This is a genomic window from Rhizobium sp. LjRoot98 (assembly GCF_964252935.1).
Taxonomy (GTDB): Bacteria; Pseudomonadota; Alphaproteobacteria; order Rhizobiales; family Rhizobiaceae; genus Pararhizobium.
This window is the reverse complement of the sequence record NZ_CAXUPW020000001.1, coordinates 191412-217304: the sequence shown is the minus strand read 5'-3', so window position 1 is coordinate 217304 and position 25893 is coordinate 191412. Positions and strand designations below refer to the sequence as shown.

General features: G+C 60.3%; 29 protein-coding genes. 13 read left to right on the top strand and 16 right to left on the bottom strand.

All coding sequences use genetic code 11. From position 1 onward, the window contains the following. Nucleotides 1-26: 26 nt before the first annotated feature. Nucleotides 27-1106: a GGDEF domain-containing protein gene (locus tag ACSQ3J_RS01065; protein WP_060503513.1), complete on the bottom strand. Its 1080-nt coding sequence runs from the start codon at nt 1104-1106 to the stop codon at nt 27-29. A gap of 253 nt (nt 1107-1359) precedes the next feature. Between ACSQ3J_RS01065 and ACSQ3J_RS01060 the strand changes: the two genes are divergently transcribed. Then, complete coding sequence (locus tag ACSQ3J_RS01060) at nt 1360-2538, top strand: low temperature requirement protein A (protein WP_060503512.1); 1179 nt, start codon at nt 1360-1362, stop codon at nt 2536-2538. Between the two features lie 11 nt (nt 2539-2549). Here the strand turns inward: ACSQ3J_RS01060 and ACSQ3J_RS01055 are convergent, their stop codons facing one another. Both ACSQ3J_RS01055 and ACSQ3J_RS01050 read right to left on the bottom strand, forming a co-directional pair. Next, nucleotides 2550-2771, bottom strand: a complete 222-nt coding sequence (locus ACSQ3J_RS01055) for a hypothetical protein (RefSeq protein WP_060503809.1) — start codon at nt 2769-2771, stop codon at nt 2550-2552. A gap of 116 nt (nt 2772-2887) precedes the next feature. Beyond that, nucleotides 2888-3403: a DinB family protein gene (locus ACSQ3J_RS01050; protein ID WP_060503511.1), complete on the bottom strand. Its 516-nt coding sequence runs from the start codon at nt 3401-3403 to the stop codon at nt 2888-2890. A 142-nt stretch (nt 3404-3545) separates the two neighbouring features. Between ACSQ3J_RS01050 and ACSQ3J_RS01045 the strand changes: the two genes are divergently transcribed. Then, complete coding sequence (locus ACSQ3J_RS01045; protein WP_060503510.1) at nt 3546-4235, top strand: glutathione S-transferase family protein; 690 nt, start codon at nt 3546-3548, stop codon at nt 4233-4235. 99 nt (nt 4236-4334) lie between these two features. Next, nucleotides 4335-4757: a nucleoside-diphosphate kinase gene (gene ndk, locus ACSQ3J_RS01040; RefSeq protein WP_037108924.1), complete on the top strand. Its 423-nt coding sequence runs from the start codon at nt 4335-4337 to the stop codon at nt 4755-4757. A gap of 90 nt (nt 4758-4847) precedes the next feature. Here ndk and ACSQ3J_RS01035 read toward each other — a convergent pair whose 3' ends face one another. Continuing rightward, entirely contained in the window at nt 4848-5357 is a 510-nt protein-coding gene (locus tag ACSQ3J_RS01035; RefSeq protein ID WP_060503509.1) for a hypothetical protein, read from the bottom strand. Further along, the gene (locus ACSQ3J_RS01030) at nt 5354-5914 is read right to left on the bottom strand and encodes a CGNR zinc finger domain-containing protein (protein WP_060503508.1); all 561 of its coding nucleotides are present in this window, start codon (nt 5912-5914) and stop codon (nt 5354-5356) included. The genes ACSQ3J_RS01035 and ACSQ3J_RS01030 overlap by 4 nt, the downstream gene beginning before the upstream one ends. A gap of 65 nt (nt 5915-5979) precedes the next feature. On the opposite strand from ACSQ3J_RS01030, the gene ACSQ3J_RS01025 reads away from it, so the two are divergent. Continuing rightward, nucleotides 5980-6876: a branched-chain amino acid ABC transporter permease gene (locus ACSQ3J_RS01025; protein ID WP_060503507.1), complete on the top strand. Its 897-nt coding sequence runs from the start codon at nt 5980-5982 to the stop codon at nt 6874-6876. A gap of 12 nt (nt 6877-6888) precedes the next feature. Here the strand turns inward: ACSQ3J_RS01025 and ACSQ3J_RS01020 are convergent, their stop codons facing one another. Genes ACSQ3J_RS01020 through pgsA form a run of 3 tightly spaced genes read right to left on the bottom strand, consistent with a single transcriptional unit; the run spans nt 6889 to nt 8205 of the window. Further along, on the bottom strand, nt 6889-7353 hold the full coding sequence (locus ACSQ3J_RS01020; RefSeq protein ID WP_060503506.1) for a molybdenum cofactor biosynthesis protein MoaE: 465 nt from the start codon (nt 7351-7353) through the stop codon (nt 6889-6891). A 4-nt stretch (nt 7354-7357) separates the two neighbouring features. Further along, on the bottom strand, nt 7358-7618 hold the full coding sequence (gene moaD / locus ACSQ3J_RS01015) for a molybdopterin converting factor subunit 1 (protein ID WP_060503505.1): 261 nt from the start codon (nt 7616-7618) through the stop codon (nt 7358-7360). Continuing rightward, nucleotides 7618-8205, bottom strand: a complete 588-nt coding sequence (gene pgsA / locus ACSQ3J_RS01010; protein WP_060503504.1) for a CDP-diacylglycerol--glycerol-3-phosphate 3-phosphatidyltransferase — start codon at nt 8203-8205, stop codon at nt 7618-7620. Before pgsA ends, moaD begins: the two co-directional genes overlap by 1 nt. A 214-nt stretch (nt 8206-8419) precedes the next feature. On the opposite strand from pgsA, the gene ACSQ3J_RS01005 reads away from it, so the two are divergent. The 3 genes from ACSQ3J_RS01005 to ACSQ3J_RS00995 all read left to right on the top strand — a co-directional run bounded on the left by ACSQ3J_RS01005 (nt 8420) and on the right by ACSQ3J_RS00995 (nt 10305). Then, nucleotides 8420-8806 carry a hypothetical protein gene (locus ACSQ3J_RS01005; RefSeq protein ID WP_060503503.1) on the top strand — a complete coding sequence of 129 codons (387 nt, stop codon included), beginning with the start codon at nt 8420-8422 and terminating at the stop codon, nt 8804-8806. Beyond that, entirely contained in the window at nt 8779-9510 is a 732-nt protein-coding gene (locus ACSQ3J_RS01000) for a helix-turn-helix transcriptional regulator (protein WP_156393790.1), read from the top strand. The genes ACSQ3J_RS01005 and ACSQ3J_RS01000 overlap by 28 nt, the downstream gene beginning before the upstream one ends. Before the next feature lie 108 nt (nt 9511-9618). Next, on the top strand, nt 9619-10305 hold the full coding sequence (locus ACSQ3J_RS00995; protein WP_060503501.1) for an alpha/beta hydrolase: 687 nt from the start codon (nt 9619-9621) through the stop codon (nt 10303-10305). A gap of 63 nt (nt 10306-10368) precedes the next feature. Here the strand turns inward: ACSQ3J_RS00995 and uvrC are convergent, their stop codons facing one another. Then, entirely contained in the window at nt 10369-12396 is a 2028-nt protein-coding gene (gene uvrC / locus ACSQ3J_RS00990; protein ID WP_436038522.1) for an excinuclease ABC subunit UvrC, read from the bottom strand. Next, nucleotides 12393-13181, bottom strand: a complete 789-nt coding sequence (locus tag ACSQ3J_RS00985) for an SDR family oxidoreductase (protein ID WP_060503499.1) — start codon at nt 13179-13181, stop codon at nt 12393-12395. Before ACSQ3J_RS00985 ends, uvrC begins: the two co-directional genes overlap by 4 nt. A 333-nt stretch (nt 13182-13514) precedes the next feature. Here ACSQ3J_RS00985 and ACSQ3J_RS00980 point away from each other — a divergent pair, with 333 nt between their 5' ends. Continuing rightward, nucleotides 13515-14156 (top strand): outer membrane protein, encoded by a 642-nt coding sequence (locus tag ACSQ3J_RS00980; protein WP_060502215.1) that lies wholly within the window; start codon nt 13515-13517, stop codon nt 14154-14156. 77 nt (nt 14157-14233) lie between these two features. Here the strand turns inward: ACSQ3J_RS00980 and ACSQ3J_RS00975 are convergent, their stop codons facing one another. The 4 genes from ACSQ3J_RS00975 to ACSQ3J_RS00960 all read right to left on the bottom strand — a co-directional run bounded on the left by ACSQ3J_RS00975 (nt 14234) and on the right by ACSQ3J_RS00960 (nt 17038). After that, nucleotides 14234-14824, bottom strand: a complete 591-nt coding sequence (locus ACSQ3J_RS00975) for a glutathione S-transferase (RefSeq protein ID WP_060502214.1) — start codon at nt 14822-14824, stop codon at nt 14234-14236. 40 nt (nt 14825-14864) lie between these two features. Then, the gene (locus ACSQ3J_RS00970; protein ID WP_060502243.1) at nt 14865-15623 is read right to left on the bottom strand and encodes a ribonuclease T2 family protein; all 759 of its coding nucleotides are present in this window, start codon (nt 15621-15623) and stop codon (nt 14865-14867) included. 8 nt (nt 15624-15631) lie between these two features. Beyond that, nucleotides 15632-16081 (bottom strand): hypothetical protein, encoded by a 450-nt coding sequence (locus ACSQ3J_RS00965; RefSeq protein WP_060502213.1) that lies wholly within the window; start codon nt 16079-16081, stop codon nt 15632-15634. A 90-nt stretch (nt 16082-16171) separates the two neighbouring features. Further along, nucleotides 16172-17038 (bottom strand): 23S rRNA (adenine(2030)-N(6))-methyltransferase RlmJ, encoded by an 867-nt coding sequence (locus ACSQ3J_RS00960; protein WP_060502212.1) that lies wholly within the window; start codon nt 17036-17038, stop codon nt 16172-16174. A 67-nt stretch (nt 17039-17105) separates the two neighbouring features. Here ACSQ3J_RS00960 and ACSQ3J_RS00955 point away from each other — a divergent pair, with 67 nt between their 5' ends. Continuing rightward, on the top strand, nt 17106-19238 hold the full coding sequence (locus tag ACSQ3J_RS00955; protein ID WP_060502211.1) for a molybdopterin-containing oxidoreductase family protein: 2133 nt from the start codon (nt 17106-17108) through the stop codon (nt 19236-19238). 6 nt (nt 19239-19244) lie between these two features. Beyond that, nucleotides 19245-19859, top strand: a complete 615-nt coding sequence (locus tag ACSQ3J_RS00950; RefSeq protein ID WP_060502210.1) for an NUDIX domain-containing protein — start codon at nt 19245-19247, stop codon at nt 19857-19859. 31 nt (nt 19860-19890) lie between these two features. Here the strand turns inward: ACSQ3J_RS00950 and purN are convergent, their stop codons facing one another. Further along, a complete protein-coding gene (gene purN / locus ACSQ3J_RS00945; protein ID WP_060502242.1) occupies nt 19891-20511 on the bottom strand; it encodes a phosphoribosylglycinamide formyltransferase in 621 nt (206 codons plus the stop codon). An 8-nt stretch (nt 20512-20519) separates the two neighbouring features. Continuing rightward, nucleotides 20520-21590: a phosphoribosylformylglycinamidine cyclo-ligase gene (purM, locus tag ACSQ3J_RS00940; RefSeq protein WP_060502209.1), complete on the bottom strand. Its 1071-nt coding sequence runs from the start codon at nt 21588-21590 to the stop codon at nt 20520-20522. Between the two features lie 218 nt (nt 21591-21808). Here purM and ACSQ3J_RS00935 point away from each other — a divergent pair, with 218 nt between their 5' ends. From ACSQ3J_RS00935 to ACSQ3J_RS00925, 3 genes are all read left to right on the top strand, one after another. Beyond that, nucleotides 21809-22939, top strand: coding sequence for an AI-2E family transporter (locus ACSQ3J_RS00935; protein WP_060502208.1), 1131 nt, complete (start codon nt 21809-21811; stop codon nt 22937-22939). A gap of 5 nt (nt 22940-22944) precedes the next feature. Then, nucleotides 22945-23631 (top strand): DnaA regulatory inactivator HdaA, encoded by a 687-nt coding sequence (hdaA, locus tag ACSQ3J_RS00930; RefSeq protein WP_060502207.1) that lies wholly within the window; start codon nt 22945-22947, stop codon nt 23629-23631. A gap of 67 nt (nt 23632-23698) precedes the next feature. Then, nucleotides 23699-25885: an RNA degradosome polyphosphate kinase gene (locus ACSQ3J_RS00925; RefSeq protein WP_060502206.1), complete on the top strand. Its 2187-nt coding sequence runs from the start codon at nt 23699-23701 to the stop codon at nt 25883-25885. Nucleotides 25886-25893 lie beyond the last annotated feature (8 nt).

Sequence of the window (25893 nt, the reverse complement as noted above, 5' to 3'; positions counted from 1 at the left end):
CAAGGGTTTGCCGCGCCGCACACTGATCAGGCGACGTGTGGAGCGTAGGTTTTTTTTATCCGGCCGCCGATCGCGGCCGAGAACACCAATGTACCGGGCTTGCCGCCGCTGCGTACGGCTCTGAGCGCAAGCTCGGCCTGGGTGAACAGATCGACGCCGCCCGACGCGGTAAAGGCCATGGAAATGCCGGTGGAGAGCGACAGGGTCTGCGTCGTGAACGCCCGGTTCGGCAGGGCGACCTGCACGCCTTCGACCGAGGCGCAGATGCGCTGGGCGATGGCTTCGGCGTTATCGGCCGAAACGTCGTGGAAGACGAAGGCGAACTCGTCGGTGCCGATGCGGGCGACGAAATCGTTCTTCTTGACGGACTTGCGGAATTCCGGCGCCAACTTCTTCAGTGCCTTCTCGACGGCCGCGGCGCCATGGCGCTCGCCCATCTCGCGCAGGCCTTCAACGGTGACAAGCGCCAAAGCTGCCGGGCCAACAGCCTTGCCGTCGTCATAGAGCGCCGTCAGCTTGGCCGAGAAGGCTATGCGGTTGGGCAGGCCGGTGATGGGATCGCGGGTCGCGGCCTTGCGCATCGCTTCGATATCGCTGTCGATGCCGCCAAGCTGCGTCACCGTCTCGTTCATGGCAGCGGCAAAAGCTTTTTCCTCCCGCTCGAACACCGCAACCGCGTCGCGCAGGCGCGCGGCATCGTCGGCGAAATCGGACATGCCGGCGACGGGATCGGTTTCCAGCCGGGTGATGAAGCTACGCAGCATCGCGGCAAAGACCTCCTTCTTGGCGATGCTGTCCTTCAAGGCATGGCTGACCGCGGAGATCGAACGGGCGGTATCGGCGCGGATCGTATCGGCCTCGATCGCGGCAAACCCGGAGAGATGATATTTGACGCCGAGCTGTTCGATCTGGTTTTGCTGGGGGTGAGCGCCAAGGGCTGCAAATTCCCGGCTGAGCTGCGGATTGTGGCCCGACAGAGCCTCATAGAACAGCTCGTAATTGCGCGGAAAGGGCGCGACGCCAAGCTTTGCCATGGTCTGGGCGACCTTGAGCAGGATCGCGGCATTCTGCGCCTGATTGCCATCGAGCTGGGGCTTGTCCGTCATAGCCTATCCTTCACAAAACCGCTTGATGCGCGGTGGTTGCAAGACATTGCTGATAAACCATCGGGATTAAAAGACTGTCAAAGGCGCGAGCGTTTCACCCCAGGCACAACTGCCGGGCCGCCTTGAACTGCGCCGTTGCCTGCAGAGGGCAGCGCTCTATATGCCCCGCAGGCGGGAACATATCTTGCGCAGGATGGTCGGGTGAAAAGCAGCGGTGAAAAAATCGGCGTCAACGTCGAGCACGGAGCGTCTCATGCCGCTTAAACGTTCGAATTGGCTGCGCACCGAAGAGCCGGACCAGACCAGCGCCAGCTTTCCAGAACTGTTCTTCGATCTCGTCTTCGTCTTTGCGCTCGTGCAGCTCTCGCATACGCTCGCTTCCGATTTCGGGCCGACCGCCGCCTTTGAATCGGCGCTTCTGGTGCTGGCGATCTGGTGGGTCTGGATCAACACTACCTGGGTGACCAATTTGCTGCACACCGGCAGGGAGGCTGTCCGGCTGATGCTGTTTTGCCTGATGTTCGGCGGCGTGCTTTTAGCGCTTGCTCTGCCGGAAGCCTTTGGCGCGCACGGGGTGATGTTTGCGCTGATCTACTGCGCCATGCAGACCGGCCGTTCGCTCTTCACGCTTTACGCCTATCGCGGCGTCGATGATGCCGCATTCACCACATTCGTGCGGATCACGCTCTGGTCGCTGGCCTCGGCGGTCTTCTGGCTGGCGGGCGCGATGATGGACCTAGAAGGCCGGATCGCCTTGTGGAGCCTGGCTGTTGCCATCGACTATGCGTTGCCCGCACTTCGCTACGCCGTGCCGGGGCTTGGAAAGTCGCCACCGGAAACGCTGGATGTTTCGGGCGAGCACATGGCCGAGCGTTGCGCCCTGTTCGTGATCATCTGCCTTGGCGAGGCGATCCTGACGACCGGCAAGAACGCCGCTGAACATATGAACTCGAACACGACCTTCGCCGTGTTCTGCAGCGCGTTTCTGAGCACCGGTTTCATGTGGTGGATCTATTTCCACCACGGGCAGGCGGATGCGGCCGACAAGGCGGAGAACACTTCGCGGCCGGAGAGCGTGGCCCATAATCTGTTCACCTACGGCCACCTGCCGATCATTGCCGGTATCATCCTGACGGCAGTCGGCGAGGATTTCAGCCTGTCGCATGCGCAGGAGGATAGCTCTTTGAAAAATGCGCTGGCGATGATCGGTGGCCCGATCCTGTTTCTGGCGGGCAATATCTGGGTGAAAATGGCGGTTGCGCGGAAAATCCCGGTCTCGCATATCGCCGGGCTGGTTCTGCTGACGGCAAGCGCCGTGCTGGTGCCGTTCAGCAGCAATTACGTCATCCAGATCACCGCGACTGCGGTTCTTTTCATTGTCGCTATATGGGAATATCTGGCGTTGCGGCCCGCCAAGGGCAGGGCCGCATAACCGGGCAGGCGTCAGAGGGATGCCGAGACGATCTGCTTTGCGCTTTTGGGCAGCGTTGCAAACAGGGCGGACAAATCCTGCCAGCCATCGGGGCGGCGGCCCGACACATTTTCCGGCCAATGGCAGATGCCGTCACCGTGGATATATCCGACCCAGCGCTGTTCGCCCTGGTTTTCAAAATGCAGAACAGCCAGTTTGCCGGCCTCAAGCGCTTCGATGGGATACCAATCCATGGTGTTGTCCTGCTCCATTCTTAAAATATGAAGGGACTATGACGCGGCTGACTTGCTCAAGCCTTGTGACATTGATGTGACTGACGCGAAGAGCCGAATGATTTCCGCTGGTTGAGTCAGTCTGCGTAATGCCGGAATTCCGGCGTGCGCAGGAAATAGCTCATGTCCAATCCAAGGCTCGGTGCCCCAAGCGCCGTCAGCGTCATATGGCACTGGCCGCGATGGTGGGTGTGGTGGTTGAAGAAATGGGCAAGTGGCGGGGCGAGGCGCTGGGTGACGGGAGCGGGGGTGCTGACCGGCGTATAGGTAAAGCGGCCGGCAAGCGCGTCTTCGCTGAGACCGGCGATGAAGGCGACGATGCGATCGTCCTCGGCAGCGCGAGCAGCCGATAGCGCGGTGAAATTATCAAACAGGATGCCGTCGAGTGTTTTCGGCGCTTCGCCGCTGCCGGTAAAGCGTTTCATCCAGATCCGGTCGGCCGATAGCACATGGTTGAGCGTCGCATGCAGCGAGCCGAAGAAGGCCCCCTTGTTTTCGCGATACTGCGCGTCGTCAAGCTTGCCGGCGGCCTCATAGACCAAGCGGTTGGCCCAGCGGTTGTAGTCGGCAAACATCTTGTAGTGATCAAGCATCGCGGTTCTCCAGGATTCTCTGCAGTCTAGCGCCAATTCGCATCGCGGTGGGTGATGCGACCCATGAAATTTACTGATTTGATTGTTCGTGATTGCCGGTTTCGAATAAGGCTCGGATCACGCACCATCGATGAGGTCAGGCATGAATAGAACCCTTTACGCACTCTGCGGCGCTGACAAGAGCCGGCCGTTTTCGCCGCATGTCTGGAAGACGATGTTGTCGCTCTCCCACAAGGGGCTCGACTACTATACCAAGGCGGTCGGGTTCACGCAGATACCGACGATCGAAAACGGCGCGACGACACTGGTGCCTGTGCTGCGCGACGGTGACCAGTTGGTTCGCGACAGTTTCGACATCGCACTCTATCTGGACAATGTCTATCCGGATCGTCCATCGCTGTTTGGCGGCGAGGGCGGTCAGGCAATGGCACGGTTCGTCGAAAGCTGGTCGCAGCTGACATTGCATCCGGCCCTTGTCCGGATCATCCTGATGGATATCCACGACAGCCTTGCTCCGGCCGACCAGGCATTTTTCCGCACCTCGCGCGAACCCCGCTTCGGGATGAGCCTGGAAGCGGTCGCCGAAACCGGGATCGGTGAACTGAAAACCTTTGCCGCCAAGCTGGAGCCATTGCGCACCACACTGAAGAAACAGCCGTTCATCGGTGGCGAAACGCCGCTGTTTGCCGACTATATCGTCTTTGGTCCGCTGCAATGGTCGCGCATCGTCTCGCCGAAGACGATCCTTGAGCCGGGCGATCCGGTCCTTGACTGGTTCGAGCGCTGCCTCGATCTCCATAACGGTGCCGGGCGCTCTGTGACAGCAGCGTGAAACTTCGCCGCCCCCCTTGTTTTGCGCGGATTTGGCGGCTATTGAACCGCCAAATTCGCGGAAAAGCCGCCGATTATGGAAACCAAGGGAATTGAGACAATGGCGATTGAACGCACATTTTCGATGATCAAGCCGGACGCAACCAAGCGTAACCTGACGGGCGCCATCACCAAGATGCTCGAAGACGCAGGTCTGCGCGTCGTCGCTTCCAAGCGTGTCTGGATGAGCACCCGCGAAGCTGAAGGCTTCTACGCTGTTCACAAGGAACGTCCTTTCTTCGGCGAACTGGTTGAAGGCATGACCTCCGGCCCGACGATCGTTCAGGTTCTCGAAGGCGAAGGCGCCATCCTGAAGAACCGCGAAATCATGGGCGCGACCAACCCGGCCAACGCCGACGAAGGCACGATCCGCAAGACCCACGCCCTGTCGATCGGCGAAAATTCGGTTCACGGTTCGGACGCTCCGGAAACCGCTGCCCAGGAAATCAAGTACTGGTTCTCCGACACCGAAATCGTCGGCTGAATCAATTCCTGAGGGTTTTGGCCCGAAGGACTTGAAATGAATGAAGAAAAGCCGGTGCGGAAACGCTCCGGCTTTTTACGTTTTGGTGCTTCAAACCGGGCATTTCGCCGTCTGGAAATGTTCTGGCGCCTTGCCGTTCTTGAAGACATCCGGGTTCTTGTCATAGGCCGGGCCGACGACCAGGGCTTCGGCCGGCATGATATCCTGGTCGAGATTGGAGATGACCGAGGTCTTCAGTGTCTGCAGCACAGTGCCGTCAGGACCTTTGACCTCGATGGTCACCGCATAGGGTTTTTGCTTTTTCACGCAGGTGACATCCGGACTTTCGAGAACCACTTTGTCGAGTTTTGGAAACAACTTGCGGTCAAGCGTCAGGGGCGGGCCGCCCGATGGGTCTTCGAATGTGGCGGTAACCGTGCTGCCATCGGCGACCTGTTCGGTCTTCGTCAGCGTGATCATGTAGGTGGCATAGGCGAGGCGGTAGTTGAAGACGAACATCTTGCCGGTGAGTTCGAGTGGGTCCGGTCCGGTTTCGCGTTGACAGCCGGAAAGACCCGCAAGTGCGGCAAGAAGGACCATGGCGAAGCGTGTGCTGGTCATGTGGCAAGTTCCTTCTTCTGGCGCCGGTAGTGGCGGTTTGCCTTCACACGATTGCCGCAGACTGTCATGTCGCACCAGGTGCGGCTGCGGTTGCGGCTGCGATCCAGAAACAGCCATTGGCAATTGGGGCAGATTTTCAGCCGCTCCGGTTCGGTGAACGTGGCAAGCATGAGCGCCGAACGTGCTGTGGCGGCATCAAGCGGCGTACGTGCGGTTTTTGCCGGATGCCTGCGGATGATGATGGAGGCCGCATCCAGCAGGTCGGCAAGGTCCGCTCCGGTGGATGCGCCAAGCACATTGGCGCGAAAATGCCGGTCGGTTGTCTCGCGCAGATTGAGAAACGCATCGCGGTTTTCGACCGTCACCGGTTCCAGCGTCCCGAATAGTTCCTTCTCCACCGAAAACCGGTTTGCCGCGGCGGCAAAGTCGCGCATGGCAACGGGATCGGCATAGCGGTCGATCCGGCGCTCGGGGTCAAAGCGCAGGATCACCGAATTGGCGACATCGAGAGCGAGCGCGCCACCGGCAAAACGATGCTGGGTCCAGGAAAATGTCATGCGATATCCTAACTGGTAAAACGTATTTTACCAGTTATACTGATTTTGTCATCAGTGGATGTGTCATGGCCTATTTCCTGCAGCAGCTTGCCAGCGCCCTGCCTATCGCAGCTCTCTATGCGCTGCTCGCCTTCGGCTATTCCATTGCCTTTTCCGTAACCCGCCGGGCAGACCTCACCTATGGCGCGCTGTTCGGTTTTGCGGGTCAGATGTTTCTGCTGTTTTCGGATTTTGCCTGGAACTGTCTCTGGCTGGTTCTGCCAGCGGCCCTGGCTGTCGGCGCTGTTTCGGCGCTGGTCTATACGCTCGGGGCCGGCCTTTTGATCGGCCGTTCGGTCATGCACCGGCTGGCGACAACCTCGGCCAATACGGTGGTGGTCGTCTCGCTCGGCATTGCGCTGGTGCTGATGGAGCTGTCGCGGATCGCGGCGCAGACGCGCAGCCTGTGGCTGCCGCCTTTTCTCAATACGCCGGTGACCCTCTGGTCCGATCCGCAGTTTCCGGTGACGCTGACGGTGGTGCAGCTCTTGAACACGGTGCTGATGCTAGTGCTCGTCGGGGCAGGGCATCTGTTTCTGGCACGCTCGGCCTGGGGCCGTGCCTGGCGGGCGGTGTCGGACGATGCGGGCGCGGCTGCACTCTGCGGTATCGACGGCAGGCGCATCTTCATTGCCGCCTATGGCCTATCTTCGCTTCTGGCAGCGATCGCGGGCATTCTCGCCACGGCCTATTATGGCACGATGGATTTCGGCGCCGGTATCGTGTTCGGGGTCAAGGTGCTGTTCATTGCCGCGATCGGCGGGCAGACGGCGCCGGTGCTGGCGGCCGTTGGCGCGGCCGCCATGGGCCTGAGCGAAACGCTCTGGAGCGCCTATGGGCCAATGCTGTGGCGGGATTTTGCGATCTTTTCGTTCCTCGTCCTGCTTTTGGTGCTGACGCGCAAGGAGCAGTTTCAGCCCTGACGGCTGGACCAGTCAATCCTTCGTCCAGCGGTCCCTGGCGCTGTCATCCTCGTCCTTGGCGCTGACCCAGCCGCGCGTGGAGCCATCGGCGGCATGTTCCTTCTTCCAGAAGGGGGCTGCGGTCTTGAGGAAATCCATGATGAAATTTGCGCCGTCGAACGCGGCCTGCCGGTGCGGCGAGGCGGTGACGACGAGCACGATGTTTTCGCCGGGCGCGATCTTGCCATAACGATGGATGGCGGTTGCGGCCTGCAAGCTGAAGCGGCCAACGGCTTCTTCGCAGATGCGGCGGATTTCTGCTTCCGCCATGCCCGGATAATGCTCCAGCTCCAGCGCGCTCAGCGTTCCGGCTTCGTCGCGGCAAAGTCCGGAAAAGGTGACGACTGCACCGATATCGTGGCGGCCGGCCAAAAGTGCCTGTACTTCCGCAGCAAGTTCGAAATCGTCGCGCTGGACGCGAACCTTGACGGGAGCCACGGCCTCAGCCTCCGGTCATCGGTGGGAAAAGAGCGATCTCGCGTGCGCCGGCGATTTTTTCGTCGTGCTCGACATGTTCATGGTTGATGGCGACGCGGATGACATTTTCATGCTCAAGCGCTGCCTCGTATTCGTCGCCGAGTGTCTTCAGGTGGGCGAGCAGATCGCCCGCCGTCACCACACTGTCGGGAAGCTCCAGCGTTTCTTCGTCCCTGCCGATCCGCTCACGCACCCACGCGAAATAGACGAGGTTGACGCTGGTCATCAGTCCACCATGTGCTTCAGGCCGGCGCGGAAGTAGTCATAGCCGGTATAGAGGGTGATGCCTGCGGCAAGCCAAAGCAGGCCGATGCCCATTTCGGTCGTGTAGGGCAGGACCTTGTCGCCGGCGGGGCCTGCCAGCAGGAAGGCGATGGCCACCATCTGGATCGTCGTCTTCCACTTGGCGATGCGGGTGACCGGCACGCTGACCTTCAGCGCGGCGAGATATTCACGCAGGCCCGAAACCAGGATCTCGCGGCAGAGAATGATGATGGCAGCCCAGATCGACCAGCCGGCAATCGTGCCATCGGCGGCAACGAGCAGCAGGACGGACGCCACCAGCAGCTTGTCGGCGATCGGATCGAGCATGCGGCCGATATTCGAGGTCTGCTTCCAGATGCGCGCCAGATAGCCATCGAAGAAGTCGGTGATCGAGGCGAAGGCAAACAGCCCCAGTGCTGTCCAGCGGGCGAAGTCCGAACTCTGCAGTCTGCCTTCCACGAAGAAACACAGGACGATCAACGGCACGGCCAGAATACGGGCATATGTCAGGAGATTGGGAATGTTGTAGGCGGCAGGCGTGGTGGACATCGATTCGGGTTCTCTGCGATTTCTTTGGTGACAGATGAAGGACTTTGTGACTGCGGCGTCAACCAGTCATTAGAGATCGGCTCGAATTATGGCGGAATTCGTCTGAACGCACGGTGAACCAATCCCCCCATTTTTGGTGGGTTTGCGCATTGCGCTTGGCAAAACGGTTGGCCATGAGGCACAATCGAATAAATGCTCCAACAAAGAGCAGATAATGTCCGATGCCATGACGTTGATCGATCGAATCTACGAAGCCGCGGTCATTCCCGAGCTTTGGCCGGATGTCTGCGTCAGTCTGGCGGAAGAGGTGAGCGGTTTTTCAGCCTGCATCCTGACCGCCGACACCGGCGGGGCAATCCGGTGGGTCTGTTCCCCAAACATCGAAGAGGCAATGGAGCGCTATGCCGGGACGGATGCGAGGCCGCATAATCCGCGCCCGGAACGCTCCATGTTGTTGGCGCCGATGGCCTTTGCCCGCGACGTGGATATCATGACCGCAGACGAGATTGCAGACGATGCCATCTACAACACGTTCCTGCGGCCGATCGGGCTTGGCTGGAGCTGGGAGCAGTCTTGCCCGAACCTTCGGGCCACACGTTGATCTTTGATTTTCTTGCCCGCAGCGAAGACGGGCCGTTCTCAAGTCAGGCGCTTGATCGCATCAACAGCCTGAAAGGCGATCTCGCCCGCGCTGCGCTGATCTCGTCGCGCATGATTTTCCGCCAGGCACAGAGCATCACATCGACGCTGTCATTGATTGGCCTTCCCGCCGCCGTCCTCAGCGACGACAATCGGGTTCTGGCCATGAACGGGGATATGGAGGCGCTTGCACCGCGCATCCGCACTGGCGCCGGCAACAGGATTTCGTTGAAAAACCTTGCGGCGAATGGACTGGTTCTCACCGCGCTGGAGCAATTGAGCGTCGCGCAGGTGTCAAACGTGCAATCCATCCCGTTGGCTGCGGAGGGAAACGCGCCGGCCCTGATCCTGCACCTGATGCCTGTTCGAAGAAATGCGCGCGACATTTTTTCCCGAAGCTTTGCGGTGCTGATCGCAACGCCGGTCTGCGCGGCCGGAGCGCCGGATATGCGCGTCCTCAGCGGGCTGTTCGATCTGACCCCCGGGGAAGCGCGGGTCGCGCGTGAACTGGCCTCCGGGGCAAGCCTGGAAGCCGTGTCGATCAAGCTTGGATTAAAGCTTGAAACGGTGCGTACCTATCTGAAGCGTATTTTTCTCAAGACGGGGACACGGCGTCAGGCGGAGTTGACCCGGATGCTGTCCGGTCTGGGGCGGCTGGCGACGTGATGGCGGCGCCACAATCCGGTCATGGAAAAGGGATTTTCTGAGCATGGGGATGGGACTATAACCCATCCTTGTCAGTCATTTCCAATCCGATAACCTGGAGATTAATTTATGGCACAAGTTCCGACGATTCTTCTCGTTCACGGCTTCTGGGGCGGGGCGGCCCACTGGAGCAAAGTTATCGTGGAACTCGCCCGTCTGGGCCATCGATCAATCAAGGCTGTCGAGTTGCCGCTGACATCGCTTGCTGACGATGCCGAGCGCACCCGCAAGATGATTGCCCAGGTCGACGGGCCTGTTCTTCTTGTTGGCCATTCCTACGGCGGCGCGGTCATTACCCAGGCGGGCAATCAGCCGAATGTCACAGGGCTTGTCTATATTGCCGCGTTTGCGCCTGACGCCGGCGAGAGCCCCGGCGGCATCACCGGCAAAAATCCGCCCGCTGCCGCCGCCAACCTGGCACCCGACAGCGACGGCTATCTCTGGGTCAAGCCGGAGAAATTTCACGAGAGTTTCTGCCAGGACCTGACTGCCAACGAAGGGCTGGTCATGGGCATCACCCAGAAGGCGCCGCTTGCCAGCACATTCGGCAACGAGATCAGCAATCCGGCATGGAAGAACAAGAGCAGCTGGTACCAGATTTCCAGCGAGGATCACATGATCCATCCCGACAACCAGCGCTGGATGTCGGGCCGTTTGGGCGCAAAGAAGGTGATCACGCTGAAGGCGAGCCATGCTTCGCTGGCGTCGATGCCGGTCGAAGTCGCGGCCTTGATCGATGAGGCGGCAAAAGCCTAGCACCGGCCGGCCTCATCCCCGGACCGGACTTGCAATGGTAGCGGGCAAGCACGCCCGCCATTCTTACTTCGTGCCATCCTCATGAAAATGGTCGTAGACCAGCCGTGCCACCGCCTCCGAAATGCCCTCGACGGCGATCAGGTCGTTGATGCCGGCGCGGGATACGGCCTTGGCGGTGCCGAAATGGTGGAGCAGGGCGCGCTTGCGCGTCGGGCCGATGCCGCCGATCTCGTCGAGCGGGTTCTTGACCATCTCCTTCTTGCGCCGCGCCCGGTGCGAGCCAATAGCAAAGCGGTGCGCCTCGTCGCGCATGCGCTGAATGAAATAGAGAACGGGGTCGCGCGGCGGTAGAGTGAAGCCGTCGCGGCTGCCGCCCGGCGGGAAGAACCGCTCGCGGCCGGCCTCGCGATCGACACCCTTGGCGACGCCGATGGCAACGACGCAATCCTCGATATCCAATTCTTTCAGGATAGCGCGAACTGCTGTCATCTGCCCCTGACCACCGTCGATCAGGATGACGTCTGGCCAGGCTGGGAAGGCCGCATCTTCGGCGATCTCGATGTTGCGGTCGAGTTTTCCCTCTTCCTTGAGCAGGCGTGAAAACCGCCGCGTCATCACTTCCTTCATCATGCCGAAATCGTCGCCGGGGGTGATGTCGGTCGATTTGATGTTGAACTTGCGGTACTGGCCTTTGACGAAACCTTCCGGCCCCGCGACCACCATGCCGCCGACGGCATTCGTGCCCATGATGTGCGAGTTATCGTAGATATCGATGCGGCGCGGTATGCGCTCGAGCTTGAATGTCGTGGCAAAGCCTTCGAGCAGGCGCGATTGCGAGGCCGTTTCGGCCAGCTTGCGGCCATGCGCCTCGCGCGCATTGGCAACGGCATGCTCGACCAGATCCTTCTTCTCGCCGCGCTGCGGCACATGAATGGCGACCTTGTAACCGGATTTTTCGCTGAGCGCCTCGGCCAGCAGTTCCTGTTCCTCGACGGTCTCACAGAGCAGGATCTGCCGCGGACAGGGCTTGTCGTCATAGAACTGCGCCAGAAAGGCGCTGAGCACCTCGGCGGAACTGAGTGTCGGATCGGCCTTGGGGAAATAGGCGCGGTTGCCCCAGTTCTGGCCGGTGCGGAAGAAAAACACCTGGATGCAGGAGACGCCGCCTTCGTGATGGATGGCGAAGACATCGGCTTCCTCGACGCCGGACGGATTGATGCCCTGGTGGCTCTGGACATGCGACAACGCCGCCAGCCGGTCGCGGTAAAGCGCTGCCCGCTCGAAATCGAGGTTTTCGGATGCTTCGCTCATCGCCGCGGCGATCGTCGCCTTCACCGCCTGGCTCTTGCCCGACAGGAAGTCCTTGGCCTCGGTGACAAGCTCTGCGTAATCGGCGTCGCTGACCTCATGGGTGCAGGGGGCGGCGCAGCGCTTGATCTGGTGCAGCAAGCAGGGGCGGGTGCGGCTTTCAAAGACGCTGTCGGTGCAGGTGCGCAGCAGGAAGGCGCGCTGCAGCGAGTTGATGGTACGGCCGACGGCGCCTGCCGACGCGAAGGGACCGAAGAAATCACCCTTGCGGCTGCGGGCGCCGCGGTGCTTGTACAGCGCCGGTGCGCGGCTGTCCCCGGTGACGAGGATATAGGGAAAAGACTTGTCGTCGCGCAGAAGTACGTTGAAGCGCGGCCGCAGGCGCTTGATCAGGTTGGCTTCGAGCAGCAGCGCCTCGATCTCGGTGCGCGTCGTGACGAATTCCATATTGGCGGTTTCGCGCACCATCTTGGTCAGGCGATTGGAATGCAGGCGGCCTTGCGCATAATTGCTGACGCGCTTCTTCAGGCTTCGCGCCTTGCCGACATACAGCACATCGCCCGCCTCGTTGAACATGCGGTAGACGCCGGGACTGTTGGGCAGAAGCTTGACGAAGGCCTGGATCAGGTCGGCGCCGCGCAAGCCGTCGGGAATGGCGCTGGTCTCCGCCCAGTCGACGATAGCCGCCGGCGCAGCCGCGTCCGGCGTCTCGATCAGGTCTTCGTCGTCGCTGGCATTTTCATCATAGAGAATGCCGCCATCGCCGGACACGCGCCCGTTCATTCCACGATCTCCAAAATATCCGGCGTTTCCCAGGCAAGGTGCTGGCCGCCGTCGAGCGCAATCATCTGCCCGGTGATCGACGGCGTGTCGAACAGGAACCGGATCGTCCGGCCGAATTCGTCGAGCGCGGGACCACGCTTCAAGATGAGTGCCTCGACCTGTGTGTCGAAATCCTCCTTATCCTGCCGTTCGTTCGGCAATGTCGGACCGGGGCCGATGCCGTTGACGCGGATTGCCGGTGCTAAAGCCTGTGCCATCGTTCCCGTTGCCGTCAGAAGTGCTGATTTCGACAACATATAGGAATAAAATCTCGGATTTGGAGCCCAGACACGCTGGTCGATGATATTAATGATCAGGCCGGAATTCCCGCCGGGCAGTTGCGCGGCAAAGTCGCGGGCCAGCAGCGATGGTGCTTTGACATGCAAGGCGAAATGCCGGTCCCAGACCGCTTCGTCGAATTCGTCGAGGCTGTCCTTCTTGAACAGGGATGCATTGTTGACCAGCAGACCGATCGGCCCGAGTGCGGCAACTGCCTTGCCGACGACCGTCTGCGCTGCGGCCGTATCGGCCAGATCCGCGGCGATCGCCGCGGCTTTGCCACCTGCCGCCCGGATGTTCGCCGCCAGAGCCTCGGCCTCGGCAAGCGACGTATTGGCGTGGATGGCCACGGCAAAGCCGTGCGCGGCCAGATCTTCAACGATTGCCTTGCCGATGCGCCGGGCGCCACCCGTCACCAATGCAGTTTTCAAAGGCAGCGTCCCGCCGTGCGATTCGTGTGTGTGCATACGGCAAGGATATAGGAGGCACGCCAATATTGCGAAACCGCCCCACGCATTCGTTTCGGAAAAATTAATGCAAAAGCGCTAAATTGAATTGTTTTCAGATGTTATAGTATATTTTTTATTAATATTGTTTTTTAGTTAATATTTACCCTGTGGCGATGAAGCAACATCGAATTTTAGCCATGGTCGTGCCACTAAAATTTCACAATTTGGCTCTTGAGAATCCGCATTTGATTGTCAATTTCTCCGTCAACCGGGCGGGTTAATTGCAAATTCCCCGATGTATCAATTTAGGACCGCGAGGGTCCGGAACATCGGTTCGTAAAGGAGACTTTTATGCGTACTCTCATCACCACCCTCATGGCATCTGCCGTATCCCTCATCGCCTTCTCCGCTGTTCAGGCTGCTGATGCGATCGACGAAGTGCCGGCCGCTCCGGCTGCTGAATACAACGAACCGGCCGTCAAGAACTGGTCGGGCGCCTATGTTGGTGGTACGGCGAACTGGGCCCGCGGCGAATACGACGCGACCGGCGGACGCGGTGCTGCCGGCTTCGGCGGCGGCCTCTATGGCGGTTACAACATGCAGAGCGGTAACATCGTTTACGGTGCGGAAGCCGATATCAACTACGGCGACAACGACACCCGCAACCGCGCACGCCGCATGGAGCAGGGCGTCAACGGTTCGGTCCGCGGCCGTGTCGGTTATGACCTGAACCCGGTTCTCGTCTATGGTACGGCCGGTGTTGCTGCAAGCAGCGTCAAGGCAACGGCTAATGGCGGCGGCTCGGACAAGAACACGCTCATCGGCTGGACGGCCGGTGCCGGTGCCGAAGCGTTTGTGACCGACAACGTCACGGCACGCGTCGAGTATCGTTACTCCGACTACGGTTCGAAGGATTTCGGTATTGGCGGCGGGCGGGTTTCGTCTGGCTACGACGAACACAGTGTTCGCGTTGGTATGGGCGTCAAGTTCTGATCCATGCGATAAGACTGACAAAAAGGCCGGAGAAATCCGGCCTTTTTGTTATTTAAAATTAGTAGTTTGTAGACATGTCAGGCTTTGAACTGTCCGTAGTCCGGGAAGAACTTTTCGAATTTCTGCGGCCAGTTCTTCAGTTTCGGGCGGCCCTTCTGCCACTCGCCGGCAAACCGGACTTCAATATAGCGCAACAGGGCGGCAAGCGCGAAATGGCCCGCATGCAGCTTGGCGCCGGTCTTCGGCAGGTTGGCATTGAGATAGTCGAGGCCGCGGCCTGCCTTTTCCCACTGACGGTCGATCCAGGGCTGGTGGATTTTTTCCGGCGGGTGGACGCGCTTTTCATAGACGATCGCCAGCAGGCAGTCGCAGATGCCGTCGCAAAGCGCCTCCAGGATTTCCACGTCGGTCCGCTTTTCCGCATTGCGCGGATAAAGCTTGCCCTTCGTCTCGCGGTCGATGAAGTACATGATTGCCCGGCTGTCATAGATCGCCTTGCCATCGGGGGTGACCAATGTCGGAATCTTACCGAGCGGGTTGTTGGCGATCAGGTCCTGTGGGGTGCCGTTGGTATCGGTCAGGACGCCTTCGGCAGCGAGACCGGCGTAGCGCGCAGCCATGCGCACCTTGTTGGAATAGGGCGAGGTGGGGGAAGAGTAGATTTTCATGCGTGCTTTCTTTCGTTGAACAGTCAAATTTTTGAGTGAACTAAGGGGTAGCTGGAAGTTCCAGGTTTTTCGCCTTGCAGCCGGCCCGATCTATCTCGCCGCAGGCGCGGAAACTCAAATCCTTGTTGAAGCATATGCGGATTTCATCGACGCGGCCGGACGCGCAGGTAACAGCGAGCGCATCGTTGCGCAGGCCCGGATTGGCCGATGTCAGCGCCGTCTCGATTTGCGCGGCATTTGTTCGCTGGCTGGATCCGACCGACTGCAAACTTTGCGGTATCGCCACTCTTTCGCGGGCAGCGCGCAGGACGGTAAAATAGTCCTTCTGGCTCAGGCCCGAGCAGGAGCCGTGTTTGCGCCACTCATGACCGATCAGCCCCATTGAGGGCATGATGTCGAACAGGGGCCGTCCAAGGGCATCCGGCACACGGTCGGATTCCCTTGTGCGGCAGAATTCCGGGTATCCCCGTTCGTTCTGCGGCCAAAGCCCGTGAACGATAAAACCGTGGTTGTTGTCCGGGTCGCATTGCATCGAGCGTCCCGAGGGATCGTTGTCCAGGCACCAGCTTGGCGACCACGACAGCGACAGGACATAGAAGTCGAAACCGCTGCCTAGCGGTACGGAAGTCGTTTTCTGACGCGTACCGGTGCCCGGCGTGCCGATGATCGGCGTGTTGGCGGCAGTAGTGCCGGAAGCAGGCGCGTCTTTTTTAGGCTGCGGGGATTTCTCCTCGCCGCTACACGCGGAAAGTGCCAGTAAGCCGGCAAGCGCAATAATCACACAACGGAAACGATGCATCGCAGCCGTCACCGCAACGACGCGCATTGCGCGCCGTAAACATACCAGGGATCAAGGCCACTCAGGCAGAACTCGATATTCGAGCCGATACCGGCAAAGCCGAAGTCGCGCTCGATCAGATACCAGAGCGCCCGTTTTTCGCCGTCGCTGGTGATGGCGGTGGCGCGGCAATATTCACGCTGGACCGGTCGGGTCTTGTCGCGCAGTTCAATGCGCTTTTGCCGGGTGTCGCGGATTTCGGCGATGGCGATATCCATTTTTAAATAATCTGCAGCCCGGCTGCCGAAGCCGGATGTAATGAAGTCGAGTACTCCGGGGCTTCCGCAGGCATCCGAGACGTGGGCCATGCCATAGTTGAGATGATCGGACGCTTTTGCCGCCGTTGCACCAGATACCATTGCACCAGATGCCAGCGTGGCGAGTGAGAAAACGACGGTGCGCACAAGCATGGCTGTCATGATCCTCTCTCCCAGCGAACCGCAGATTGCGTCTCTTGCGCGCCGGCCGTCAAGCCCCGTTCAATCCCGCTCTTGTTCAATCGCGCTTGCTCAGTCTCGTTCAAGCACTTCCTCGCCGCGCAGCCAGAAGGCACGGGCCGAGGCGTGGCGATCCTGCTTCAGCCGGTCCTTGAGGAAGGGGAGCAGGATATCCAGTTCGCCCTTCAGCGTGAACGGTGGATTGACGATGATCAGACCGGATCCCGAAAGCCCGGTCGTGTCGCGGTCGCTGCGGACAGACAGTTCGGCGCAGAGCATCTTGGGGATTTCCAGTGCCTTGAGCGCGGTGTGGAATTCGGCGATCGGCGCACCTTGCTTCAGCGGATACCAAAGGCAGAACGTGCCGCCGGAAAAGCGCCGGTAAGCCTTGTGCAGGCCGTCAACCAGCCGCTCATATTCGCCTGATATCTCGAACGGCGGGTCGACCAGCACGATGCCGCGTTTTTCCTTGGGCGGCAGATGCGCGCCGAGCGCCAGCCAGCCATCCAGTTCGGTGATGCGGCTCTGGAAGTCGCCGTCGAACAGGCGGCGCAGCGTCTCGTAGTCGTCGGGATGCAGCTCCATTGCCGACAGCCGGTCCTGCGGCCGCATCAGCATGCGGGTTAGCTTCGGAGATCCGGGATAGAGCGTCAGGCCGCCATCAGGGTTGAGGTCGCGTATGGCAGTGAGATAAGGCTCGAGAATGGCCTTTGCCTTGGCCGGAATGTCCGTGTCGAGAATACGGCCAATGCCATCGACCCATTCGCCGGTCTTTTGCGCTTCCTCGCTCGACAGGTCATAGAGGCCGATACCGGCATGGGTATCGAGCACGCGAAATGCCTTGTCCTTCTGCGCCATGTAGACGATCAGCCGGGCAAGCACGGCATGCTTGAGGACATCGGCGAAGTTTCCGGCGTGATAGATGTGACGGTAATTCATTCGCGTCCCTTACGTCCCGATGAAATATTGGAATGGATGGCCAAGGGGACTGTGAGACCCTTTCGCGATGCCATATAGAAAAGCCATGAACGTTGCGACCCCTATAAAACCAGAAAAGTCCGTCGGCCACACTGTCTGTCCGCACGACTGTCCCTCCGCCTGCGCGCTGGAGGTCGATGTGTCTCCCGAAGGCCGGATCGGCCGGGTGCGCGGCGCCAGCGCCAATACCTATACGGCCGGCGTGATCTGCGCCAAGGTCGCCCGTTATTCGGAGCGCATCTATCATCCCGGCCGTCTGATGGTGCCGCAGCGCCGCAAGGGCGCTAAGGGCGACGGCCACTGGCAGCAGCTATCATGGGACGATGCGCTCGACGAGATTGCCGGTGCGTTCGTCAAGGCCGAGCAGCAATACGGCTCCGAGGCCGTCTGGCCCTATTTCTACGCCGGGACGATGGGGCAGGTACAGCGCGATTCGATTGACCGCCTGCGTCACGCCAAGAGGTATTCCGGTTTCTTCGGCTCGATCTGCACCAACCTGGCATGGACCGGGCTGGCCATGGCGATTGGTTCGTTGCGTGGCCCCGATCCGCGCGAGATGGCGAAATCCGATTGCGTCGTCATCTGGGGCACCAATGCGGTGGCGACTCAGGTCAACGTCATGACCCATGCGATCAAGGCCCGCAAGGATCGCGGCGCCAAGATCGTCGTTATCGACATCTATGACAACCCGACCGTCAAGCAGGCTGATATCGGGCTGGTGCTGAAGCCCGGCACTGACGCGGCGCTCGCCTGCGCCGTCATGCACATTGCCTTCCGCGATGGTTATGCCGACCGTGCCTACCTTACGAAATACGCCGATGATCCGGCAGGGCTTGAAAACCATCTGAAGACGCGCACGCCGCAATGGGCCTCTGACATCACCGGGCTTGCGGTGGACGAGATCGAGGCGTTCGGCAAATTGGTTGGCACGACCCCGAAAACCTATTTCAGGCTGGGATATGGGTTCACCCGTCAGCGCAATGGCGCGGTCGCCATTCATGCGGCTGCTTCTGTCCCGACCGTGCTCGGCTCTTGGCAATACGAGGGCGGTGGGGCGTTCCACACCAACAACGATATCTTCAAATTCGACAAGCGCGAACTAATGGGCTCGGCCATGCTCGACCCGGATATCCGCATGCTCGACCAGTCGCAGATCGGCCGGGTGCTGACCGGCGATGCGGAAGCGTTGCGCCATCGCGGCCCGGTCACGGCGATGCTGATCCAGAACACCAACCCGGTCAATGTCGCGCCGGAACAGCGGTTGGTGAAGCGCGGCTTTCTGCGCGATGATCTGTTCGTTGCCGTGCATGAGCAGTTTATGACCGATACCGCCAAGGTCGCCGATATCGTGCTGCCGGCTACCATGTTCCTCGAGCACGACGATCTCTATCGCGGCGGCGGTCATCAGCATATCCTGCTCGGTCCCAAGGTCGTCGAGCCGCCATCGACCGTGCGCACCAACCTGTTTGTCATCGAGGAACTGGCAAAGCGTCTGGATGTTGCGGACAAGCCCGGTTTCGGCCTTACCGAGCGTCAGCATATCGACCATATCCTCGTCAACCACGGCACCGATTTCGAAGGGCTGAAGCGCGACAAGTGGCTGGATATCCAGCCGGATTTCGAGACGGCGCATTTTGTCCAAGGGTTTGGCCATCCGGATGGAAAATTTCGTTTCAAGGCAGACTGGATCGGGACACCCGCGCCGAACCGGCCGCCCAAGGCGCTCGGCGTCTTCGGCCCGCATGCCGAGCTGCCCGAGTTTCCAGACCATGTCGACCTGATCGAGGTTGCGACACCCACCCATCCGTTCCGGCTGGCGACCTCGCCGGCCCGGTCCTTCCTCAATTCGACCTTTGCCGAAACGCCGTCCTCGCTGCAGAAGGAAGTCCGCCCGGAAGCGATGATCCATACCGATGACGCCGAGGCCCTCGGCATTGTTAACGGCGATATCGTGCGGATCGGCAACGAGCGCGGCGAAATCCGCCTGCATGCCAAGCTTGGCGGCGGCGCACGGCGTGGCGTCGTCATTGCCGAAGGGCTCTGGCCCAATGATGCGCATCTGGATGGCGAGGGCATCAACGTTCTCACCGGAGCCGATGCGGCAGCCCCTTATGGCGGTGCGGCCTTTCATGACAATCGCGTATGGATGCGCAAGGATTAGCAGGTAATGACGAAATTTAAGAATGCGAAGGTCGACGTCCTCAAGGACGAGACGCTATCGAAAAACTGGTACCACCTGCGCAAAGTGACCTTCAACTATACTGGCTCCAACGGCACCACCAAAAAGCTGGAACGGGAGGTCTATGACCGTGGCAACGGCGCCACCATCCTGCTTTACGATCCCAAGCGTGACAGCGTCGTTCTAGTGCGGCAGTTCCGCATCCCAGCATATCTCAACGCTCATTCCGGCTGGTTGCTGGAAACACCGGCGGGGCTGCTCGACGGCGACCATCCGGCCGAGGCGATCAAGCGCGAGGTGATGGAGGAGACCGGCTATCTGGTGACGGATGTGCAGCCGCTCTTTCATGCGTTCATGTCGCCCGGTGCGGTCACCGAAACCGTCCATTTCTTCGTCGCCATCATCGACGCAACGGTGCGCGCCGAAGACGGTGGGGGTGCCGCGCATGAGGACGAAGATATCGAGGTCCTGGAAATCCCGCTTGCCGATGCCATGGCGATGATCGGCAGTGGCGAGATCTGCGACGGCAAGACGATCATGCTGCTGCAGTGGGCGATGCTGAACAGAGGGAAATTGAAGTCGGCAGATCCAAGCAGTGCATGAGGGCCAGGATAAAGCCGCGGGCGGAGATAACTCAGCCCGCCGCTGATGCCGCCTTATCACCATCCATCCGCACCTTGCCTTCGCCAACCAGCCGTAGCGCTGCCGGATAGGACATGTGCTCTTCGACGAGCACTCGGGCGGCGAGGCTGTCGGCAGTATCGCCCGGCAATACCGGGACCTTGGCCTGCAGGATTACCGGCCCTTCGTCCATGCCTTCGGTGACGAAATGCACGGTGCAGCCTGCCTCGGTCATCCCGGCGTCGATGGCCCGCTGATGCGTGTGCAGGCCGGGGAAGAGTGGCAGCAGGGACGGGTGGATGTTGATGATCCGGCCCTCATAGGCATTGATGAAAGTGGCGGTGAGCAGCCGCATGTAGCCGGCCAGGCAAATGATGTCGGGCGAAAGCGTTTTCAGCGCCGACAGGATCGCTGCTTCGTGCGCGTCCTTGCTTTCATAGTCCTTCCGGACAAACGAGAAGGTCGCAATACCAAGAGCGGCGGCCTTGGCGAGCCCGCCCGCATCCGCCTTGTCGGAAATGACGGCAACGATTTCGACGGGGTAATCCGGTGCGGAGGCAGCCTTGACCAGCGCCAGCATATTGGAGCCGCCGCCGGAAATGAACACCACGGCTCGCTTGCGGGCCGCTTTCACCGTGTCGTTCATAGAGTAAGCGTGCCCTTGTAGATCGTGCCGGCGGCGCCTTCGTCGCGGGCGACCATGCGGCCGAGCGCAAAGACGGTCTCGCCTTCGGCCTTCAGCACCGACGTGACCTGATCGGCATCTTCAGCGGCCACAACGACGATCATGCCGACGCCGCAGTTGAAGGTGCGTAGCATTTCATTGGCGGCAACGCCGCCGGTCTTTGCAAGCCAGGAGAAGACGGAGGGGGCCTGGATGGCGGAAAGGTCGATCTCGGCAGCGAGATGCTTCGGCAGCACCCGCGGAATATTTTCCGGAAAACCGCCGCCGGTGATGTGGGCGAGTGCCTTCAGCTTGCCGGTCTCACGGATCGCCTTCAACAGCGGCTTCACGTAGATGCGCGTCGGCGTCATGAGAACATCAGCCAGCGTACCTTCGCCGAACGGCGCTGGCGCGTCCCAGGCAAGGCCCGAGAGCGAAACGATCTTGCGTACCAGCGAGTAGCCGTTGGAATGAACGCCGGAGGAGGCGAGGCCGAGAATGACATCACCTTCGGCGATATCACCGGCCGGCAGCAACTGGCCGCGCTCGGCAGCGCCGACCGCAAAGCCTGCGAGATCGTAGTCACCGCCAGCATACATGCCCGGCATTTCGGCGGTTTCGCCGCCGATCAGCGCGCAGCCTGCCTCTCGGCAACCGGCCGCAATGCCGCCGACGATGGCAGCACCCTGGTCGGGATCAAGCTTTCCGGTGGCGAAATAGTCGAGGAAGAAGAGGGGCTCCGCACCCTGGACGACGAGGTCGTTGACGCACATGGCGACGAGATCGATGCCGACCGTGTCATGCTTGTTGGCGTCGATGGCGATCTTCAGCTTGGTGCCGACGCCGTCATTGGCGGCAACGAGGACCGGATCCTTGAAGCCCGCGGCCTTCAGGTCGAACAGGCCGCCAAACCCGCCGATCTCGCCGTCGGCGCCGGGGCGCCGCGTCGAGCGAACATGCGGCTTGATCTTTTCCACCAAAAGGTTTCCGGCGTCGATATCCACACCCGCATCGCTGTAGGTCAGACCGTTCTTTCCTGGCTCGCTCATGGCTTGATCTCCGCCGGCTCGTCATATTTGGATTGCGATTGGCATGGTGGTGGCGCAAGTGCAAGCATATTGCCCGGTTTACTCCCGCTTTTTTGATGTTTTGCCCGCCATTGCCGGGCTTTTACGCCGCAGGCTTGACCATCGTCGGTGGCACATCCTATCTCAAACCCTAGAAGCGGCGCAGCGAGGCGCGGGCGGCAAGGCATCGGAACAGCGGTATGGTCAACAAATTGAGCGGCAGCGGGCTGCAGCGCCAGATCATCTTCTGGCTGCTTTTCCTTGCGGCCTTCATTGCTTTCCTCATGGTGTTCTCCACCATTCTCCTGCCGTTCATCGCCGGCATGGCGCTCGCCTATTTCCTTGATCCCGTCGCCGACCGGCTGGAGAGAATTGGCCTCAGCCGCCTGATGGCAACGATCGTCATCCTGATCGGCTTCATCGTCGTTTTCGCCTTGTCGCTGGTGGTGATCATCCCGATCGTGTTCACCCAGGCATCAGACTTCATCCAGAAGATGCCGGGCTATATTTCGATGCTGCAGGCTTTCCTGACCAGTCCCGACGCGGCTTGGCTGCCGGACTGGATTTCCAGCCAGATGGATACGATCAAGCAGAATTCCGCCAAGCTGCTCGAGCAGGGGGCAGGTTTCCTGGGAACACTGTTCCAGCAACTCTGGAACTCCGGCATGGCGCTGCTCGACATCATCTCGCTATTCGTCGTCACGCCCGTCGTCGCTTTTTATCTGCTGCTCGACTGGGACCGGATGGTGGAGCGGGTCGATAGCTGGATCCCGCGTGACCACGTCGCGACCGTGCGCCAGATCGCCCGTGACATGAATGCGACGATCGCCGGTTTCGTGCGCGGGCAGGGATCGCTCTGCATCATTCTCGGCCTGTTCTACGGTATCGCGCTATCCTTCGCCGGCCTTAACTTCGGCCTGTTGATCGGCCTGTTTGCCGGCATGATCAGCTTTATTCCCTATGTCGGGTCGATGGTTGGCCTTGTGCTTGCCATTGGTGTGGCTCTTGTCCAATTCTGGCCGGATTACCTGCATATCGTCATTATTGCAGCGATCTTTTTTGCCGGGCAGTTCATGGAAGGCAACATTCTACAGCCGCGGCTGGTCGGTAAGAGTGTCGGCCTGCATCCGGTCTGGCTGATGTTCGCGCTGCTGGCCTTCGGGGCGTTGTTCGGCTTTGTCGGGTTGCTGGTCGCGGTCCCTTGTGCTGCCGCCATCGGTGTGCTCGTCCGTTTTGGCATTGGCCGTTATCTCGACAGCACGCTCTACCACGGTCACCGTCATATTCTGACGATCGAGCCCGAACACAAAAGTCACAAGCTTCCAGAGTAACGCGTATGGTCCGCAAGTTCGAACAATTGCCGCTCGTTTTCGAGCACGAACCGCAGACGGGTCGTGACGATCTTCTCGTATCCGAGCGCCTGAAGGCGGCGGTGACAATCATCGACAGCTGGCCGCGCTGGCCATCGCCGGTGGTGATCCTGGCTGGCCCCGTCGGGTCGGGCAAATCGCATCTTGCGGCGATCTGGCGGGAAAACAGCGAAGCGGTTTCTATCCATCCAACCGCTGGCAGCAACGCTGCCGAGCTCGCGGCGGGCGGCCCGGTTCTGTTCGAGGATGCCGACCGCCAAGGCTTTGATGACCGCGCCCTGTTCCACGTCATCAACAGCGTCCGCGAAAACGGCACCAGTCTGTTGATTACCAGCCGGCTCTGGCCGATGTCGTGGCCGGTGGAACTGCCCGATCTGCGCTCGCGCCTGAAGGCGGCAACCGTCGTCGAGATCGGCGAGCCGGACGATGAGCTGCTGGCGCAGGTTCTGGTGAAGCTTCTGGCCGACCGGCAGCTTGCTGTTGATGACCGGCTGATCAGCTATATCGTTGCGCGCATGGAGCGTTCGCTCGCATCCGCCCAGACGATTGTCGAAAGGCTGGATCATCTGGCGCTGGCGCGGGGCAGCCGCATCAACCGGGCATTGGCTCTGGAAGTGCTCAGTACCCTTGGAAAGACACGCGAAATCGATTGACTGTCACAGTTCCGTCGTCAAACTGAGCTAGCTGCTTCGAGAAAAGCAAAAAAAGGCGGGCTGGGACATGGACACTGCGACATCTGCAACGGCTGCAAACGTGCCGGTGACCGAGGAAATCGATCTTCTGACCAGTCCCGAGCGCTTCATAAACCGCGAATTTTCCTGGCTGCAGTTCAATCGCCGCGTTCTCGAGGAAACCCTCAATACCGCCCATCCGCTGCTGGAACGCGTCCGTTTCCTGTCGATCTCGGCTGCAAACCTCGATGAGTTCTTCATGGTGCGCGTTGCCGGTCTCGAAGGGCAGGTCCGCCAGGGCGTGGCCGTACGCAGCCCGGATGGCAAGACGCCGGCCGAGCAGTTGCAGGATATTCTCAAGGAGATCGACAATCTCCAGATGGAACAGCAGGCATCGCTGGCCGTGCTGCAGCAATATCTGGCCAAGGAAGACATATTGATCGTCCGGCCGATCTCGCTGTCGGTACAGGATCGCGGATGGCTTGCCATGGAGTTCGAGCAGTCGATCTTCCCGGTCCTGACGCCGCTGTCGATCGATCCCGCCCATCCGTTTCCGTTCATTCCCAACCTCGGCTTCACGATGGGCCTGCAACTGGTGAGCACACGCGGCCGCGAACCGATGACGGCGCTGTTGCGCCTGCCTGTCGCGCTGGATCGTTTCATTCGCTTGCCCGACGTAAAGTCGGTGATCCGCTACATCACGCTGGAAGATGCCGTCAGCCTGTTCATCGAACGGTTGTTCCCGGGATACGAGGTGAAGGGCTCCGGTACGTTCCGCATCATTCGAGACAGCGATATCGAGGTCGAGGAGGAGGCCGAAGATCTCGTGCGTTTCTATGAGACGGCACTGAAGCGCCGCCGCCGCGGTTCGGTCATCCGCATCGAGATCGATTCCGAAATGCCGGCCGGGTTGCGTCAGTTCGTTGTCGGCGAACTTGGCGTGCCGGAAAATCGCGTTGCCGTGCTGCCGGGCCTTCTGGCCCTCAATACGCTTTCAGAGATCACAAAGGCGCCGCGCGAGGATTTGCGCTTCGAGCCGTACAATGCGCGATTTCCCGAGCGCGTCCGCGAACACGCTGGAGACTGCCTCGCCGCCATCCGCGAAAAGGACATGGTCGTCCACCACCCCTACGAAAGCTTCGACGTGGTGGTCCAGTTTCTGCTTCAGGCTGCGCGCGATCCTGACGTTCTGGCGATAAAGCAGACACTGTACCGCACCTCCAACGACAGCCCGATCGTGCGGGCGCTGATCGATGCGGCCGAGGCCGGCAAGTCCGTAACGGCACTGGTCGAGTTGAAGGCGCGCTTTGACGAAGAGGCCAATATCCGCTGGGCGCGCGATCTGGAACGCGCCGGCGTGCAGGTCGTGTTCGGCTTCATCGAGCTGAAGACGCATGCCAAGATGTCGATGGTGGTGCGCCGCGAAGAGGGCAAGCTTCGAACCTACTGCCATCTCGGCACCGGAAACTATCACCCGGTCACTGCGAAGATCTACACCGACCTGTCGTTCTTCACCTGCAATCCGAAGATTGCCCATGACATGGCCAATATCTTCAATTTCATCACCGGTTACGGCGAGCCGGAGGCGGGCATGAAACTGGCGATTTCGCCGCATACGCTGCGTCCGCGCATCCTGCAGCATATCGACGAGGAAATCGTTCATGCTGAGGCTGGCCGCCCGGCGTCGATCTGGATGAAGATGAATTCGCTGGTCGATCCGGAAATCATCGATGCGCTCTACCGCGCCAGCCGTGCCGGTGTCGAGATCGATCTGGTGGTGCGCGGCATCTGCTGCTTGCGGCCGCAGGTTCCCGGACTATCCGACAAGATCCGCGTCAAATCGATCGTCGGACGGTTCCTGGAGCATTCCCGCATCTTCTGTTTCGGCAACGGCCATGGGCTTCCCTCCGAGCACGCGCTCGTCTATATCGGGTCTGCGGACATGATGCCGCGTAATCTGGACCGGCGGGTGGAGACCCTTGTGCCTCTCATCAACCGGACTGTGCATGAACAGGTGCTGTCGCAGATCATGCTGGGGAATCTCATCGATAACCAGCAGAGCTACGAGATTCTTCCTGACGGAACGTCCCGGCGTATGGAAGTCGCCAAGGATTCCGAGCCGTTCAATGCGCAGGTCTATTTCATGACCAATCCCAGCCTGTCCGGGCGGGGCGAGGCCTTGAAATCCAGCACGCCGAAGGTAATTGCCGGCTGGGATAGCGGCCGCAGAAGATAAAACTGGAA

What these genes read in the sequence shown, in the direction of transcription:
- ACSQ3J_RS01065 (WP_060503513.1), bottom strand. Translation starts at nt 1,106, where the DNA reads ATGACGGACAAGCCCCAGCTCGATGGCAATCAGGCGCAGAATGCCGCG.
- ACSQ3J_RS01060 (WP_060503512.1), top strand. Translation starts at nt 1,360, where the DNA reads ATGCCGCTTAAACGTTCGAATTGGCTGCGCACCGAAGAGCCGGACCAG.
- ACSQ3J_RS01055 (WP_060503809.1), bottom strand. Translation starts at nt 2,771, where the DNA reads ATGGATTGGTATCCCATCGAAGCGCTTGAGGCCGGCAAACTGGCTGTT.
- ACSQ3J_RS01050 (WP_060503511.1), bottom strand. Translation starts at nt 3,403, where the DNA reads ATGCTTGATCACTACAAGATGTTTGCCGACTACAACCGCTGGGCCAAC.
- ACSQ3J_RS01045 (WP_060503510.1), top strand. Translation starts at nt 3,546, where the DNA reads ATGAATAGAACCCTTTACGCACTCTGCGGCGCTGACAAGAGCCGGCCG.
- ndk (WP_037108924.1), top strand. Translation starts at nt 4,335, where the DNA reads ATGGCGATTGAACGCACATTTTCGATGATCAAGCCGGACGCAACCAAG.
- ACSQ3J_RS01035 (WP_060503509.1), bottom strand. Translation starts at nt 5,357, where the DNA reads ATGACCAGCACACGCTTCGCCATGGTCCTTCTTGCCGCACTTGCGGGT.
- ACSQ3J_RS01030 (WP_060503508.1), bottom strand. Translation starts at nt 5,914, where the DNA reads ATGACATTTTCCTGGACCCAGCATCGTTTTGCCGGTGGCGCGCTCGCT.
- ACSQ3J_RS01025 (WP_060503507.1), top strand. Translation starts at nt 5,980, where the DNA reads ATGGCCTATTTCCTGCAGCAGCTTGCCAGCGCCCTGCCTATCGCAGCT.
- moaD (WP_060503505.1), bottom strand. Translation starts at nt 7,618, where the DNA reads ATGACCAGCGTCAACCTCGTCTATTTCGCGTGGGTGCGTGAGCGGATC.
- pgsA (WP_060503504.1), bottom strand. Translation starts at nt 8,205, where the DNA reads ATGTCCACCACGCCTGCCGCCTACAACATTCCCAATCTCCTGACATAT.
- ACSQ3J_RS01005 (WP_060503503.1), top strand. Translation starts at nt 8,420, where the DNA reads ATGTCCGATGCCATGACGTTGATCGATCGAATCTACGAAGCCGCGGTC.
- ACSQ3J_RS00995 (WP_060503501.1), top strand. Translation starts at nt 9,619, where the DNA reads ATGGCACAAGTTCCGACGATTCTTCTCGTTCACGGCTTCTGGGGCGGG.
- uvrC (WP_436038522.1), bottom strand. Translation starts at nt 12,396, where the DNA reads ATGAACGGGCGCGTGTCCGGCGATGGCGGCATTCTCTATGATGAAAAT.
- ACSQ3J_RS00985 (WP_060503499.1), bottom strand. Translation starts at nt 13,181, where the DNA reads ATGCACACACACGAATCGCACGGCGGGACGCTGCCTTTGAAAACTGCA.
- ACSQ3J_RS00980 (WP_060502215.1), top strand. Translation starts at nt 13,515, where the DNA reads ATGCGTACTCTCATCACCACCCTCATGGCATCTGCCGTATCCCTCATC.
- ACSQ3J_RS00975 (WP_060502214.1), bottom strand. Translation starts at nt 14,824, where the DNA reads ATGAAAATCTACTCTTCCCCCACCTCGCCCTATTCCAACAAGGTGCGC.
- ACSQ3J_RS00970 (WP_060502243.1), bottom strand. Translation starts at nt 15,623, where the DNA reads ATGCATCGTTTCCGTTGTGTGATTATTGCGCTTGCCGGCTTACTGGCA.
- ACSQ3J_RS00965 (WP_060502213.1), bottom strand. Translation starts at nt 16,081, where the DNA reads ATGACAGCCATGCTTGTGCGCACCGTCGTTTTCTCACTCGCCACGCTG.
- ACSQ3J_RS00960 (WP_060502212.1), bottom strand. Translation starts at nt 17,038, where the DNA reads ATGAATTACCGTCACATCTATCACGCCGGAAACTTCGCCGATGTCCTC.
- ACSQ3J_RS00955 (WP_060502211.1), top strand. Translation starts at nt 17,106, where the DNA reads ATGCCATATAGAAAAGCCATGAACGTTGCGACCCCTATAAAACCAGAA.
- ACSQ3J_RS00950 (WP_060502210.1), top strand. Translation starts at nt 19,245, where the DNA reads ATGACGAAATTTAAGAATGCGAAGGTCGACGTCCTCAAGGACGAGACG.
- purM (WP_060502209.1), bottom strand. Translation starts at nt 21,590, where the DNA reads ATGAGCGAGCCAGGAAAGAACGGTCTGACCTACAGCGATGCGGGTGTG.
- ACSQ3J_RS00935 (WP_060502208.1), top strand. Translation starts at nt 21,809, where the DNA reads ATGGTCAACAAATTGAGCGGCAGCGGGCTGCAGCGCCAGATCATCTTC.
- hdaA (WP_060502207.1), top strand. Translation starts at nt 22,945, where the DNA reads ATGGTCCGCAAGTTCGAACAATTGCCGCTCGTTTTCGAGCACGAACCG.
- ACSQ3J_RS00925 (WP_060502206.1), top strand. Translation starts at nt 23,699, where the DNA reads ATGGACACTGCGACATCTGCAACGGCTGCAAACGTGCCGGTGACCGAG.